At 64.5% G+C, this 14,851-nt stretch carries 14 protein-coding genes; 12 read left to right on the top strand and 2 right to left on the bottom strand.

Going from position 1 to position 14,851, the window contains the following annotated elements; translation table 11 throughout:
* The first annotated feature begins 80 nt into the window (after positions 1-80).
* On the top strand, positions 81-1,118 hold the full coding sequence (locus DVR09_RS02060; protein ID WP_115415459.1) for a diacylglycerol/lipid kinase family protein: 1,038 nt from the start codon (positions 81-83) through the stop codon (positions 1,116-1,118).
* A complete protein-coding gene (locus DVR09_RS02055; RefSeq protein ID WP_115415458.1) occupies positions 1,115-2,011 on the top strand; it encodes a hypothetical protein in 897 nt (298 codons plus the stop codon). Before DVR09_RS02060 ends, DVR09_RS02055 begins: the two co-directional genes overlap by 4 nt.
* Here DVR09_RS02055 and DVR09_RS02050 read toward each other — a convergent pair.
* Positions 2,002-2,499: a DUF2141 domain-containing protein gene (locus DVR09_RS02050; RefSeq protein ID WP_115415457.1), complete on the bottom strand. Its 498-nt coding sequence runs from the start codon at positions 2,497-2,499 to the stop codon at positions 2,002-2,004. The genes DVR09_RS02055 and DVR09_RS02050 overlap by 10 nt on opposite strands.
* Positions 2,500-2,779: 280 nt before the next feature.
* Here DVR09_RS02050 and rpe point away from each other — a divergent pair, with 280 nt between their 5' ends.
* From rpe to dxs, 7 genes are all read left to right on the top strand, one after another.
* On the top strand, positions 2,780-3,442 hold the full coding sequence (gene rpe / locus DVR09_RS02045; protein ID WP_115415456.1) for a ribulose-phosphate 3-epimerase: 663 nt from the start codon (positions 2,780-2,782) through the stop codon (positions 3,440-3,442).
* Positions 3,439-5,301 (top strand): heparinase II/III family protein, encoded by a 1,863-nt coding sequence (locus DVR09_RS02040; RefSeq protein WP_234041518.1) that lies wholly within the window; start codon positions 3,439-3,441, stop codon positions 5,299-5,301. The genes rpe and DVR09_RS02040 overlap by 4 nt, the downstream gene beginning before the upstream one ends.
* Positions 5,302-5,308: 7 nt before the next feature.
* Entirely contained in the window at positions 5,309-6,895 is a 1,587-nt protein-coding gene (gene purH / locus DVR09_RS02035; protein WP_115415455.1) for a bifunctional phosphoribosylaminoimidazolecarboxamide formyltransferase/IMP cyclohydrolase, read from the top strand.
* Between the two features lie 107 nt (positions 6,896-7,002).
* Positions 7,003-7,134, top strand: coding sequence for a hypothetical protein (locus tag DVR09_RS17745; RefSeq protein WP_255704225.1), 132 nt, complete (start codon positions 7,003-7,005; stop codon positions 7,132-7,134).
* Positions 7,134-7,814 carry a peptide-methionine (S)-S-oxide reductase MsrA gene (gene msrA / locus DVR09_RS02030; RefSeq protein ID WP_115415454.1) on the top strand — a complete coding sequence of 227 codons (681 nt, stop codon included), beginning with the start codon at positions 7,134-7,136 and terminating at the stop codon, positions 7,812-7,814. Before DVR09_RS17745 ends, msrA begins: the two co-directional genes overlap by 1 nt.
* A gap of 38 nt (positions 7,815-7,852) precedes the next feature.
* Positions 7,853-8,320 carry a Fur family transcriptional regulator gene (locus DVR09_RS02025; RefSeq protein WP_174223710.1) on the top strand — a complete coding sequence of 156 codons (468 nt, stop codon included), beginning with the start codon at positions 7,853-7,855 and terminating at the stop codon, positions 8,318-8,320.
* Positions 8,321-8,398: 78 nt separating this feature from the next.
* Positions 8,399-10,321: a 1-deoxy-D-xylulose-5-phosphate synthase gene (gene dxs, locus DVR09_RS02020; protein ID WP_115415453.1), complete on the top strand. Its 1,923-nt coding sequence runs from the start codon at positions 8,399-8,401 to the stop codon at positions 10,319-10,321.
* A 10-nt stretch (positions 10,322-10,331) separates the two neighbouring features.
* On the opposite strand, the gene DVR09_RS02015 is transcribed toward dxs, so the two are convergent.
* Positions 10,332-11,237, bottom strand: coding sequence for a LysR substrate-binding domain-containing protein (locus DVR09_RS02015; RefSeq protein WP_115415452.1), 906 nt, complete (start codon positions 11,235-11,237; stop codon positions 10,332-10,334).
* Between the two features lie 117 nt (positions 11,238-11,354).
* Here DVR09_RS02015 and DVR09_RS02010 point away from each other — a divergent pair, with 117 nt between their 5' ends.
* The 3 genes from DVR09_RS02010 to DVR09_RS02000 all read left to right on the top strand — a co-directional run bounded on the left by DVR09_RS02010 (position 11,355) and on the right by DVR09_RS02000 (position 14,834).
* The gene (locus DVR09_RS02010; protein ID WP_115417731.1) at positions 11,355-12,053 is read left to right on the top strand and encodes an FMN-dependent NADH-azoreductase; all 699 of its coding nucleotides are present in this window, start codon (positions 11,355-11,357) and stop codon (positions 12,051-12,053) included.
* A 341-nt stretch (positions 12,054-12,394) separates the two neighbouring features.
* On the top strand, positions 12,395-13,798 hold the full coding sequence (locus DVR09_RS02005; RefSeq protein ID WP_115415451.1) for a serine hydrolase domain-containing protein: 1,404 nt from the start codon (positions 12,395-12,397) through the stop codon (positions 13,796-13,798).
* A gap of 238 nt (positions 13,799-14,036) precedes the next feature.
* Positions 14,037-14,834, top strand: coding sequence for a crotonase/enoyl-CoA hydratase family protein (locus DVR09_RS02000; RefSeq protein WP_115415450.1), 798 nt, complete (start codon positions 14,037-14,039; stop codon positions 14,832-14,834).
* The last annotated feature ends 17 nt before the right edge of the window (positions 14,835-14,851 follow it).

Genomic DNA, 14,851 nt, shown 5'->3' with positions numbered 1-14,851 from the left:
AGAATGCGAGGCGGCACCATTACAATTTGACGAAAATATCCTAGGTAGGCGCCAGCGGGGGCTATTAAGGCACAAGGGCCATGGAACGGGTAATCTACAATTTCGACAGCCTGCCGCTACGGCATAGCGCGACGACGGCACCCAAGCGCCGTTCGATCTACCGTGCGCGGCGCGTGCCCGAGCCCCGTATCGGAATCATCTACAATCCGCGAAGCCACCGCAATCAGGGGCAGGATCTCGCCTGTGCGGGCGCCGACAGCGTCATGGTCGCGCAACCGCGCACGCGTGACGAGATCGCGCATGCCCTGGCCGGTTTCGCCCGCGACGGGATCGATTTTCTCGTCATCAACGGCGGTGACGGCACGGTTCGCGACGTGCTGACCATGGGCCAGGCGGTATTCGCCGATCGCTGGCCTGCAATAGCGGTGCTTCCCAAGGGCAAGACCAATGCGCTCAACGTCGATCTCGGCGCCCCCGCCGACTGGTCGCTCGAAGGGGCGATCGCCGCCTATGCCTCGGGCCGGCGGCTGGTTCGCCGCCCGCTCACGGTGAGCCGCGATGGCGAACAATCTCCCGCAATGCTCGGTTTCATTTTCGGTGCCGGGGCGTTCACGCTGGGCATCGAGGCCGGGCAGGACGCGCATTCGCTGGGTTTCTTCAACAGCCTGGCGGTTGGCGCAACCAGCGCCTGGGGCGTGCTCCAGGGCCTGTTCGGGAGCGATCGCAACAAATGGCGGCGGGGCACGCAGATGGAGCTGCGCTTCCTTCCCTCGGGCACGCCCGTTCCGCGGTCGGCCCATGGCAATCCCGCACGCCGCAGCGTCATGCTGGCCTCGACGCTGGAGCGCATGCCGATGGGCATCGAGCTTTTCGGCCAGCCGCGTCCGGGTCTCAAACTCGCCGTGCTCGATCACCCGCGTCGCCGCGTGCTCGCGGCGCTGCCCGCTATCCTGATGGGGTGGCGTCCGGGCTGGCTCGCCAAGGCCGGGCTCCACCAGCTCGATGCCGAGGCGCTGGCGGTCGACGTCGATGAACCGGTCATTCTGGATGGCGAGGCCTTTCCTCCGGGTCGTTACCGGGTCGGACAAGGGCCGGAACTCACTTTCATCAGCGCGTGAAGCCCGCTCTTTCGCAGCGGATCGCGAGCGCACTCGATCGCCCGGTGCGCGACGAGGTCGCGGCCTATGCCCGGCAGCTTGGGGAAGAGGCGGGCGCGCTTGCCGTGTTGTTCTACGGGTCGAATCTGAGGACCGGCTCGCTCGAGGGTGTGCTCGATTTCTATGTCCTGCTGCCCGGCCCCCAACGCGAGCGCGTCTGGCCGCGCGTCGGCTATCGCGAATGGGATCATGCGGGAGAGTGCCTGCGCGCCAAGATCGCGACCATGTCGCTCGCGCAATTCGCCAGGGCCGCGGAAGGGCAATCGCGCGATACGACGATCTGGGCGCGCTTCGTCCAGCCATCGGCCCTGGTCTGGGTAGCGGACGATGCCGCCCGCACCGCAGTGCTTGCGGCGCTGGCATCGGCGGCCGTCACCGCAGGGCGGCTGGCCGCGGCGGTCGGCCCCGAAAGCGGACCTGCCGAAGAGTATTGGCGGGCGCTGTTTCGCGCTACCTATCGGGCGGAATTCCGGGTTGAGAAGCCGGGCCGGGAAGATTCGATACTCGATGTGAATGCGGCGCATTTCGATGGCCTGCTGCCGCTCGCCTGGGAGGCTGCCGGGATCGGTTTTACGCGTGAGAACGGGGTGCTGCGGCCCAGCCTGCCCGCTTCGCAGCGCCGCCGCATTCTCGGCTGGTGGCGCCGCCGCGCCCGCCTTGGCAAGCCGCTCAACCTGCTGCGGCTGGCCAAGGCAACCACCACCTTCGATGGCGCTGCCGACTATGCCGCGTGGAAGCTGCAGCGGCACACCGGCATCGCTCTCGAAGTGACACCGTTCCGCGCGAAATACCCGCTGCTCGCCGCGCCGGGGGCGCTGGTCGAGCTATGGCGCAAGCGCCGCGCTCAGCGGTAGCGCATCTGGATCGACATCGTTTTCACGCCGTTGCCGACATCGAAAGCGGTCTTCTTGTAGCTCGGCTTGCCGAGATTGAAGATGTTGATGCTGGGATTGTTCGACATCGCGCCGCCATCGGTGAAGATATCTGTCTTGCCATTGCCATTGACATCGTGGCGTACCGCAATGCCATATTTGCCGGGAGCGGGCAGCGGCATGCAAAAAGTCATCGACCCCGCTTTGGCCGGCGCTTCCATGCGGTAGATCCAGCGGCCCTTTTCGAGCCAATCCTGCTTGGTCCCGCGATAGCTTTGCACACGGATTGTACCGGTGCTGGCCTTGATACCATTGATCGTCACCGACACGGCGGGGCCTGCGGCAGATACGCATTTGCTGGGATCATGGGTGATTTTTTCGCGATATTGCGCTTCGGCGGGAGCCGGCGCGGCCAGTCCCGCGAGCGAGAGCGCTGCGATGCCCGAAGCGGCGATTGTCGTGCGTTTCATCAGCATTGTCCGAATCAAATCCGTAGAAAACCGGCATATGGGCGCCGGTGAAGCGAGGCGCGCTGCCCCGAGATATGGCTGCTGTTTACCTATATTGCGCTGAATTGCGGCTGAATTACTTCGCCGCGCACGATCTGGTCCGTATGGATCGGAATGACGCCATCGACCGTAGAGCAGATGCAGCCCATGTGGAAAAGGGCTCCCCGCTCGCTTGTTAACCCTCCTTTCGCGCGCGTAGGGCTGGCCAAAGCTCACACGCGACCCAAGGCCCGTGCCCCGCATGACCACCCCGTTGATTTCCCCATCCATTCTGTCTGCCGATTTCGCCGCGCTGGGCGCGGAGGTGCAGGCGATCGACGCGGCTGGCGCGGACTGGATCCATGTCGATGTGATGGACGGCCATTATGTGCCCAACATCACCATTGGTCCGGCCGTGGTGAAGGCGTTGCGCCCCCACACCGACAAGCCGTTCGACGTTCATTTAATGATTGCGCCGATCGATCCCTATCTGGAGGCGTTCGCCGAGGCCGGGGCGGACATCATCACCGTGCATCCCGAAGCGGGGCCGCATATTCACCGCACGCTGCAGGCGATTTCCAATCTCGGCAAGAAAGCGGGTGTCGTGCTCAATCCGGGCACGCCGGTCGAATCGCTCGACTATGTTCTGGAAGATGCCGACCTGGTCCTCGTGATGAGCGTGAATCCCGGATTTGGCGGGCAGAGCTTCATCCATTCGCAGCTTCGCAAGATCGAGGCGATCCGCAAGCGTATCGATGCGCTGGGCAAGCCCATCCATCTGGAGGTGGATGGCGGTGTGAATGCCGAAACCGCGCGGCTTTGCGTCGATGCCGGGGCCGACGTGCTGGTTGCCGGATCGGCGACCTTCAAGGGTGGGCCGTCGCACTATGCGGCGAATATCGCCGCGCTGAAAGGGCAGCAGTGAGCCACGACGCGCGCACTCTCCTGCGCGCGGATGGCAGCGCCGCCGAAAGCGAAGCTGCGCCGGCCCTGCCGCTCACCGGCATGGCGGAACCGCTGGTGGATAATGCGGCGCCCGCCGAACTCGAAGCGATAGCCGTGGAACCGGCGCGTGCGCTGGTCCTGTCCGACTTTCGCCCGCCGCGCGCAGGCCCCGTCGACAGCGTGGTTCGCTGGGCCTACCGGATCGGTGTGCCCGGCTCGGTGCTCGCGGCGCCGCTGCGCAAGCCCTCCGCCCTGCGTATGCTGGCAACCGTTGCCAGCCCGCTGGAAGGGGAGCGGGCTGCGGGGATGGCGTTGCGGGCGGGGCAATTCCTCGTCCATGGACTCAAAGTGCCGATCGACAAGGTCGATTTCGCCAGCAATGCATCGCTGACTCCTCCGGTGCAGCGCGTGGTGCAGGGCTTCACCTGGCTGCGCGATCTCGATGCCTGCGCCCCGCGCGAGGAATGCGCTGCGATAGGCGAGAAGCTGCTGGCCCGCTGGCTCAAGGCCAATCCGGTGCCCGCCAAGGGGCCTGCATGGAGCGTCGAGCACGCCGGGCTGCGATTGCTGGCCTGGCTGGTTCATGCGCCCCTGCTGCTGGGCGGTGATGCCAAATTGCGCGGACAAGCCCTGGAAGCGATGGAGGCGACGGCACGTTTTCTCGACCGCCAGGTGGCCAGTGCAGATGACCGGCTCGGACAGGTCGCGGGCTGGTGCGCAATCGTGGCGGCGGGCCTGCTTATGCCCGATGGCCGCCCGCGCCGCCTGTTCGGGGAAGCAGGATTGCTGCGCGCCCTTGGCGAGCTGGTCGGCGATGATGGCGGTGTGCTCTCGCGCAGCCCGCTCGCGCAGATGGAGGCCATCGCGCTGCTGGTCGATCTGCGCGCCTGCTATGAAGCGGTCGATCGCGCTCCGCCGCCGGCGCTCGAGACCATGCTCGCCATGCTCGTTCCCCCGCTTCTGGCCCTGCGGATGGGGGATCGCGGCGTCGGTAGCTGGCAGGGTGCGGGGGCGACGTCGGCCGCTCGGCTCGATGCGCTGGTTGTCGCCAGCGGTGTTCGTGCGCGACCGGGCAAGGAGTGCAGGCATTGGGGCTACCAACGCGTCGATGCAGGCAAGTCCGTGCTCGTGCTCGACGCGGCCCCGCCGCCGCGTGCGCGCCATGCGCGCCATGGCTGCGCTTCCACACTTGCCTTCGAACTGTCGCATGGCGAACAGCGCATCATTGTCAATTGCGGTGGTGGAGAGCTGGCCGGGGGGCAGGTGCCCGTGCGTATCGAACAGGGCCTGCGGGGCACGGCAGCCCATTCGACGCTGGTGCTCGACGATGCCAATTCGACCGCTGTGTTGATCAAGGGGCAGATCGGCAAGGGCGTCGAGGAAGTCGATATCGCGCGCACAGCGGTCAAGCAAAAGGGCCGCGATGCGGTGCGGCTCGAAGCTTCGCATAATGGCTATGCCGCGCGTTATGGCCTGATCCATCGCCGGACGCTGTTGCTCGGCGCCGATGGCAGCGGCTTGTCGGGCGAGGACATGCTCGAACCTTCGGGCCGCCAGGGCAAGCGCGGCAAGATTGCTTTCGCGATCCGCTTTCACCTCGGCTATGGGATCGAGGCCGGTCTGGCGGACGACAGGCGCGGGGCTGGGCTCGCCCTGCCCGACGGAAGCTACTGGCAATTCCGGCTCGGAGGCGATAGCGGCGAGGCGCAAATCGCGATCGAGGACAGCCTCTGGGTCGACGGGCAGGGACGCCCGCGAGCGACCAAACAGCTTGTCGTCGAAGGACTGACATCGCGCAGCGGGGGGCGCTTCCCCTGGCTGCTCAAACGCATGGGATAACCGACACGTGACGGATGTAACGATCAAGCGGGCACTGCTTTCGGTGTCCGACAAGACCGGCTTGGTGGATTTGGGCAAGGCGCTCGCGGCTAAGGGCGTGGAGCTGGTCTCGACCGGCGGCACGGCCAAGGCGCTGCGCGAAGCGGGCCTCGAGGTAAAGGACGTCTCCGACCTCACCGGTTTTCCCGAGATGATGGACGGGCGCGTGAAGACGCTGCATCCGATGGTCCATGGCGGCCTTCTGGCGGTGCGCGACAATCCCGAACATGCGGCGGCGATGGAAGAACACGCGATCGGCGCGATCGATCTGGTCGTGGTCAATCTCTACCCCTTCGAAGCGACCGTGATGCGCGGGGCGGAGCGCGACGAGATTATCGAGAATATCGATATCGGCGGGCCGTCCATGGTGCGCAGCGCGGCGAAGAACCACCAGTTCGTCACCATCGTCACCGATCCGGCCGATTACGATACGCTGATCGGCGAACTGGAGGCGAGTGGCGCGACCTCGCTCGATTTCCGCCGCAAATGCGCCGCCAAGGCTTTCGCCGCCACCGCGGCCTATGATTCGATGATCAGCCAATGGTTCGCCTTTGCCGACCAGCAGCAGCTCTTCCCCGATTTCCTCGCCGTCAACGGCCAGACGCCGGTCGAGCTGCGCTATGGCGAAAATCCGCATCAGAAGGCCGCGCTTTACACCCCCTCCGGGCCGCATGGGCACGGCATCGCGCAGGCCGAACAGCTCCAGGGCAAGGACCTCAGCTACAACAATTACAACGATGCCGATGCCGCGCTCGAACTGTGCGCCGAATTCAAGGGCGGCGATCCGGCGGTGGTGATCGTCAAACATGCCAATCCCTGCGGCGTGGCGCGGGCCTCGACCTTGCTCGATGCATGGAACGAGGCGCTCGCCTGCGACAGCGTCTCGGCTTTCGGCGGGATCGTCGCGGTCAATACCGAACTCGACGGAGAAACCGCGCGCGCGATCTGCGAAATCTTCACCGAAGTCGTCATCGCCCCTTCGGTCAGCGACGAAGCGCGCGAGGCCTTTGCGAAGAAGAAGAACCTGCGTCTGCTGGTTACCGGCGATCTGCCCGATCCGCGCCGTGGCGGCCTGTCCATCAAGCCGATAACCGGCGGCCTGCTGGTGCAGACGCGCGACAATGGCGCCATCAGCGAAGCCGACCTCGAGGTCGTCACCCAGCGCGAGCCGACGGAGCAGGAGCTGAAAGACTGCCTTTTTGCCTGGACCGTGGCGCGCCATGTAAAGTCCAACGCTATCGTCTATGCCAAAGACGGTGCCACGGCCGGGATCGGCGCGGGCCAGATGAACCGCCGCGATTCCTCGCGCATTGCCGCGATGAAGGCCGCCGAAGCGGCGGAGAAATACGGCTGGGACAAGTCCCGCACCGTGGGAAGTGCGGTGGCCTCCGATGCCTTCTTCCCCTTCGCCGACGGCCTGCTGGCTGCGGCGGAAGCGGGCGCGACCGCGATCATTCAGCCGGGCGGCTCGATCCGCGACGAGGAAGTGATTGCGGCGGCGGACGAAAAGGGGCTGGCCATGGTCTTTACCGGGATGCGCCACTTCCGCCACTGAGCCGGGAGCAGGCGGCTCATCGCCTGAACCGATCACAACGATCCGATTAAGCGCGTTGCAATAACGGCGCGTGTAACCACGTCGGCAATCCCGACGAAAGATATTGCATGACCCTCTTCACTCCCGACCTCTATCGCAATTTCGGCATCGGCTTCGGTGCCGGTGCCATCGCCGTGTTGCTTGCCAGCGGTGGCGAAATCTTCGCGGCCGTGCCGCAACTGATCGCCGCGATTTTCTGATGCACTGGCGCGCCGCTCTGGTTGCGGCTGCGCTCGGGCTTGCCGTGTCGGCCTGCCAGGAGCCTGTCAGTGCGGCTGAGAAAACGGTCGCGGCGCCTGCCGCAAAGCGCGTCGCCGAGGAAGGCGAAGGGCTGAAAACCGCAGTCTTCGCAGGTGGATGCTTCTGGGGTGTCGAAGGGGTCTTCAGCCACGTTAAGGGCGTGAAGAGCGCGGTTTCCGGCTATCACGGCGGCACCAAGCGACAAGCGGCGTACAAGCTCGTTTCATCGGGCATTACCGACCATGCCGAGGCGGTGAGGGTCACTTACGATCCCAAGGTGATCCGCTACGATCAGTTGCTTCGCATCTTCTTTTCGGTGGTTGCCGATCCCACCCAGATCAACCGGCAGGGTCCCGACGTTGGGGCGCATTACCGCAGCGCGCTGGTGCCCCAATCGCGCGAACAGGCTGCGGTGGCAGCTGCCTATCTCCGGCAATTGCGCGCGGCCAGGCTGTGGTCGAAGCCGATAGTGACCAAGATGGAGCGCGCCCAAACCTTCTACCCAGCCGAGAGCTACCATCAGGATTTCATGCTCAAGAACCCCCGACACGGCTATATCGTGCGCTGGGATGCGCCCAAGGTGAAGGCTCTGAAGGCGATGTATCCCGGTGTCTATTCGGCGCGCTTCCAGCCTGACTAACTTGCGGCGAACGGGCGGCACCCCTATTTGGGCGCTCTATGGCTATTCACGCGCACGCTCACCACGAACATGCAGGCGATGACCTGATCGAGGCCGCTCGCCTCGCGCTTCTCGACAGCGGCGAGCAATGGACGGGCATGCGCCAGTCGGTGTATGAAGAGCTCGCCCGGCACGACAAGCCCGCCAGCGCCTACGATATTGCCGACAATCTTTCGCGTTCGCGCGGGAAACGCGTGGCCCCCAACAGCGTCTATCGGATTCTCGACCTGTTCGTGCGCACCAACCTTGCCAAGCGGATCGAGAGCGCCAATGCCTATCTGGTCAATACGCATCCCGGCTGTCGGCACGACTGCATCTTCCTGATCTGCGACGATTGCGGCAAGGCGACGCATATCGACGATGATCGCGTGACGGGCGCGCTGAGGGAGGCCGGCAAGGATGCAGGCTTTACCGACGTGCGCCCGGTGGTCGAACTGCGCGGCCTGTGCGATGAATGCGCTGAGTAATTCACGACGGCAAACCGTTCATTTTCGCCGACGAACCGTTCATCGACAGTTTCGATTTCCGAGTGTAGAGCAGTGGGCATGACAAGCCGCCCCAAGACGCCGTTGCTCGATACGGTCGATACTCCCGACGATCTTCGCAAGCTGAAAAAGAGCCAGCTTCGCCAATTGTCCGACGAATTGCGCGCCGAGATGATCGACGCGGTCGGAACGACTGGCGGCCATCTGGGCTCGGGACTGGGCGTGGTCGAATTGACCACCGCCATCCATTATGTGTTCGACACGCCGACCGACAAGCTGGTGTGGGACGTCGGCCACCAGTGCTATCCGCACAAGATACTGACCGGGCGGCGCGACCGTATTCGCACGCTGCGCCAGGGCGGGGGCTTGTCGGGTTTCACCAAGCGCACGGAAAGCGAATACGATCCCTTCGGCGCGGCGCACAGCTCGACCTCGATCTCGGCGGCGCTCGGCTTTGCCATGGCCAACAAGATGCAGAACCGCCCCGGCCGCGGCATTGCGGTTATCGGCGATGGCGCGATGAGCGCCGGCATGGCCTATGAGGCGATGAACAATGCCGAACAGGCGGGCAATCGCCTGGTCGTGATCCTCAACGACAACGATATGTCGATCGCCCCCCCAGTGGGCGGCCTGTCCGCCTATCTCGCGCGGATGGTGTCGAGCAGCGAATATCTCGGCCTGCGCTCGATGGCTTCCAAGATCGCCAAGAAGCTCGGCCGCCGCGTGTGGGGCGGGCTGGAAAAGGCCGAGGAATATGCCCGCGGCATGGCCACTGGCGGCACGCTGTTCGAGGAACTCGGCTTTTATTATGTCGGCCCGATCGACGGCCACAATCTCGATCATCTCATCCCGGTGCTGGAGAATGTGCGCGACAGCGAACAGGGGCCGGTGCTGATCCATGTCGTGACGCAGAAGGGTAAGGGCTATGCCCCGGCCGAAAACAGCGCCGACAAATATCACGGTGTCGCCAAGTTCGATGTCGTCACCGGCGAACAGAAGAAGTCGAAGGGCGGTCCGCCCGCCTATCAGAACGTCTTCGGTGAAACGCTGGCAAAGCTGGCAAACGACGATCCGCGAATCTGCGCCATCACCGCAGCCATGCCGAGCGGGACGGGCGTCGACAAATTCGCCAAGGCGCATCCCGACAAGGCGTTCGATGTGGGCATCGCCGAACAGCATGGCGTGACCTTTGCCGCCGGTCTCGCCGCCGAGGGTATGCGGCCCTTCGCGGCCATCTATTCGACCTTCCTGCAACGTGCTTACGATCAGGTGGTGCACGATGTGGCGATCCAGAACCTGCCGGTGCGCTTCGCGATCGACCGCGCCGGTCTGGTGGGGGCCGATGGCTGCACGCATGCGGGTTCGTTCGACATCACCTACCTCGCCACGCTGCCCAACATGGTCGTCATGGCCGCCGCCGACGAGGCCGAGCTGGCGCATATGACCTACACGGCGGCCGAATATGACGATGGCCCCATCGCCTTTCGCTATCCGCGCGGGGCCGGGACCGGCGTCGAGATTCCCGAGACGCTCGAAAAGCTCGCGATCGGCAAGGGCCGCGTGGTCCGTGAAGGCACCAAGGTCGCGATCCTGTCGCTCGGCGCGCGTTTGGAGGAGGCGAAGAAGGCTGCCGACCAGCTCGAGGCCAAGGGCCTGTCGACCACCGTTGCCGACATGCGCTTCGCCAAGCCGCTCGACACGGCGCTGATCGAAAAGCTGATGCGCAGCCACGAGGTCGTCGTGACGGTGGAAGAAGGTGCCGTGGGCGGCCTCGGCGCGCATGTGCTGACTTTCGCGAGCGATAGCGGGCTGACCGATGGCGGTCTCAAGGTCCGTACCATGCGACTGCCCGACCTGTTCCAGGACCATGACGATCCGGCCAAGCAGTATGACGAGGCGGGTCTCAACGCCCCGCATATTGTCGATACAGTGCTTGATGCATTGCGCCACAACAGCGCCGGTGTGGAGGAGGCGCGGGCCTGAACCGGCGTCGCTAATCCGGACGCCCTGAGCCACCGGCCGAAATCTCGGATAGCCGTGTAACGATGCGTTCAAGATCGCCGCTGCGCGGGTGCCCGGCGCGGTGGACGGCCCAGAATGGCGGCATGGGGAGGTAGCGCTTGCCAAGCCGCACGAGTTCGCCCCGCGCCAACCGGTCCGTGATCAGCCGTTCGGACAGCAAGGCGGCCCCGAGGCCCGACACCGCAGCGCCGATGGCATGGCTCTCCTCGCTGAAATCGCCCGCAATGGCGAGATCGTCTGCGGAGATGGTCGCGCCGAACCATTGATGCCATGCAGGGGCAGGCCGTTCGCGCAAGGCCCAGCGATAGCGGATCAGCGGCAATTCGCGCAACTCGACATCCTCCGGCGTCGGCGCAAACCGCTTCACCAGAGCGGGGGCGGCGACCGCGATCAACCGATCGCCGAACAGCCGGTGCCAGACATGGTCCGAACCGGGCTGTTCCTGCGTGCGAATGGCCAGATCGACATCGCCACTATCGAGGCTTGCCGGGCGATTGTCCGCCTCCACGATCATGTCGAGGCCGGTATCGGCGCGCAGCCGGGGCAGGCGGGGGGTGAACCACTCGGCTGCAAAGCCCATCGTCATCGAGATGGCGAGCGGCCCCTGCCCGGCGTCGGAAGCGCGCATGATCGCCGCCTCCATATTGTCCAGCGCATCGCGGATCGCCGGATAGAGCAGCGCCCCCTTTTCCGAAAGATGCAGCGGGCGGGGATGGCGATGGAACAGGGGCGCGTCGAGCCACGCTTCCAGCTTGCGGACCTGGTGGCTGATGGCCGTCGGGTCGAGATCGAGTTCTTCCGCCGCGCGGCCGAAATGCAGGTGACGCGCGGCGGCTTCGAAAGCGCGCAGGGCGTGAAAGGGCGGGAGGCGGCGCATGGCGGGTTTCCTGCGAGGATGAATTGCATTCATCTCATGCCTGAACGGGCGCCAATGGCCAAGTGCGGTTCGATCGCCCAGTTGCGGGCGACCAACCGCTCTCTGAAGGAAACCTCGATGACCAATCTGCTACGGATCGATGCCAGCGCTCAATCGGAAGATCGTTCGCTGACCAGGCAACTCACCAGCCTTTTCACGCAGACGTTTCTGGAGGTAGCGCCGGATACAACCCTGGTGTCGCGCGATGTCGGACATTCCCCGCCGCCCTTCGTCGATGGCCGGTTCATACATGCGGCATTCACTGCGCCGGACCAGCGCGAGGACTGGATGGCCGATGTGCTGGCCCCATCCGACCGTCTGGTCGACGAAGTCGTGGCGGCGGACATCATCGTCATGGGCGTACCGATGTATAATTACGGCATGCCGGCCGCGCTGAAAGCCTGGATCGATCAGGTTGCCCGCATTGGCAGGACGTTTTCCTTCGATCTGGAGCGCGGGGATTTTCCCATCGAACCGATGCTGTCCGGAAAGCGGCTGGCGGTTCTGTCGTCCCGCGGCGAGTTCGGCTTCGCCCCGGGCGGCATTCGCGCGCACAAGAATGCGCTCGACCCCGCCATTGCCGCGTGCGCCCATTATTTCGGTGTGGACGAAACGGCGATCGAATCCATCGCGATCGAATATCAGGAATTCAAGGACGACCGGCATCGCGCATCGATCGATCAAGCCCGCGCGAGAACGGCTGCCCTGGCGCGGCGCCTCGCCGCCGAGGCGCAGACCGCGCGAAAGCGAGCCGAATTTGCGCGCCTTGGAGCTTAATCTGCCCGACGGGATGTGACACAAGGCGGCTCTTTGTTTCTCCGCTTCGAAGGACCGCCGCGAATGGGCTTGCTCACGATCGGCACCGTCAATCACGGCACGGCCCTCACCCTCACCCTCACCGACACGATGAGCCCGCTTGGCGCGCCGAGCGTGTGGAAGAGGCGCGGGCGTAAGCTTCTTAGGGTTGCAACCGCATCGGCAGGGCGCTACTGTATTGTTAATATAATACAGTAGCGCCCTGCCGAGAGGACAATCTGATCAAGACACTCCCCATTCTGACAGCTGCATGTGCTCTGGCATCGTGTGCCTCCCTCTCCACCGAACCAGCGCGTACAGTCGTGCCCGAACCGACCCTTACGGTTGATACAGCCGACGAATTCTCCGGGGTCGAAGCCTTGATGGAGGAACATCGGCTGGTCGGGTTAAGTCTTGCCGTGTTCGACGACTATGGGAAGGTCACGACACGCACATTCGGATCGAAGGCTCGCGGCGGTCCGGCGATGGAAGACACCACGGCATTCTCCACCGCGTCGCTCTCGAAGCCGGTCACGGCGCTGCTGTGCCTCGTTCTGGCGTCGGAAGGTGCGATCGATCTCGATGCGCCGATTGCGGATTACGTCACGCGCTGGAAGTTGCCTGACAGCACGGTGCCCGGCAGCGCCGGAGTTACATGGCGCCACTTGCTGACGCATACAGGCGGTACGTCGCAGCACGGTTTTGCCGATTTCTATCAGGGGGATTCCCTGCCCACTCTGGTCGACAGCGTCGAAGGCAGGCTGCCGCGATACGACAAGCCGATCGCTTTCCTATTTTCCCCCGGGAAAGGCTGGAAATACAGCGGCGGCGGTTATGTCATCTTACAGATGGCGATCGAGGATCGCCTCGGCACGCCGTTGCATGCGCTGGCGCAGGACCGGATATTCACTCCGCTTGGCATGCGGCACACGACGATGGTCCAGCCGGGCCAGCCCGGCTTCCCGACCGATGTAGCACGGGTGCATGATGCCAAGGGGATGCAGATCCGGGACGGGCTGCCGATCACACCGCAGATTTCCGCATCGGGAATGTGGTCCACCCCGTCGGATCTCGCGATATTCGCGACAGCTATCCAGCGCGCGCTGCGCGGCGAGACCGTGGGGCCACTCACGCCAGAGATCGCCCGCGCCATGACCGATGTATTCTCGCTCGAGCATGTCGGCGGAATGGGAATGCCCTTCTTTCGCGGGTTCGGCCTCGGCAATACCGACTGGCTTCGCCACGATGGCTCCAACACCGGGGTCAATGCCGATCTGCTTGCTGCGATGGACGGCGGCTATGGCCTGGTGCTGATGGGCAATGGCGATGATCCCAGTACCGATCCGGTGTTTGCCGAACTGCGCCGACGCATCATCGATGCCGAAGGCTGGGCCGCAAGGCATCCGATCCGCAGCGCCCCGCTCGATCCTGCCTTGAAAGCCGCGATCCTCGGCAGCTACAAGGGGCTGCTGTATAATCTTGGCCTGGATTACCGGATTGTCGAGCAGGACGGCGAGCTCGTAATACTGTCGGAGTTCTTCACCCAGTTCATTGGTCGGGAAGCCAGCCCGATCCATCATCTGGGTGACGGACTATTCCGGATCGAGGATTATCCCAATCTGTTGCAATTCGAATTCGGAGAAGACGGCGCCGTTACCGCCGTGACCTTGTCGCGTCCCGGAATCGCTTCGGCACCCGTGCGCCGCGAAATAGGCGAGCTGCGCTGATCGAAGCGGCGTCTGTATGGCAAGCACCCGGTTTCTGATGTCCACCCCGGGTGTTCGTTCGAACCCGATATCGCGGCAGGCGAGCAGGCTTTTGTCACCAGCCCTGGCACGGCGGCATGCCGCAAGGGCGCAGACCGCGCGAAAGCGAGCCGAATTTGCCCACCTTGGAGCTTAATCTGCCCGACGGGATGTGACACAAGGCGGCTCTTTGTTTCTCCGCTTCGAAGGACCGCCGCGAATGGGCTTGCTCACGATCGAAACCGCCGACCACGTCACCACCCTCACACTCAACCGCCCCGATACGATGAATCCGCTCGGGGCTAAGGGCGATGGCGACGCCTTTGCCGCGGCCTGCGATGCGATCAATACCGATATGGACGTGCGCTGCGCGATCCTGACCGGGGCGGGACGGGCCTTCAGCGCGGGCGGCGACATCAAGGCGATGAAGGAGCGGACCGGCACTTTCGGCGGCACCGCGCCGGAAATCTCGGACGGATATCGGAACAACATCCACAAGGTCCTGCGCGCGCTCTACGGTCTGCGAGTCCCGCTGATCGCGGCGGTGAACGGTCCGGCGATCGGTCTGGGCTGCGATCTGGCCTGTCTCGCCGACATGCGCATTGCCAGCGCGCGCGCGAAGTTCGGCGTCACCTTCCTCAAGCTCGGCATCATTCCGGGAGATGGTGGAACATGGATCCTGCCGCGCATCATCGGCGAGGCGCGCGCGGCGGAGCTGTTCTACACCGGCGATGTGATCGACGCAGCCACCGCGCAGGAGTGGGGCCTCGTCAGCCGCGTCGTCGAAGGAGACCGCCTTATGGACGAGGCCCGTGCGCTGGCGGCCAAGGTCGCCGCCATGCCCCCGCATGCGCTGCGGCAGGCCAAGAACCTGATGCGGCAGGGGCGCTCGATCTCCTACGACAGCGCGCTGGAAATGGCGGCCAATACGCAGGCACTGATGCACCTGACCGAGGATCATATGGAAGGCATCGACGCGCTGCTGGAAAAACGCGCGCCGCGCTTCACCGGGGGGTAGTTTGCTTGTCGTCCCGC

Origin of the sequence: Erythrobacter aureus (assembly GCF_003355455.1) — a bacterium.
In the GTDB taxonomy this organism is placed as follows: Bacteria; Pseudomonadota; Alphaproteobacteria; order Sphingomonadales; family Sphingomonadaceae; genus Qipengyuania; species Qipengyuania aurea.
The sequence above is the reverse complement of the archived record's forward strand: the minus strand, read 5'-3'. Positions and strand labels throughout refer to the sequence as shown.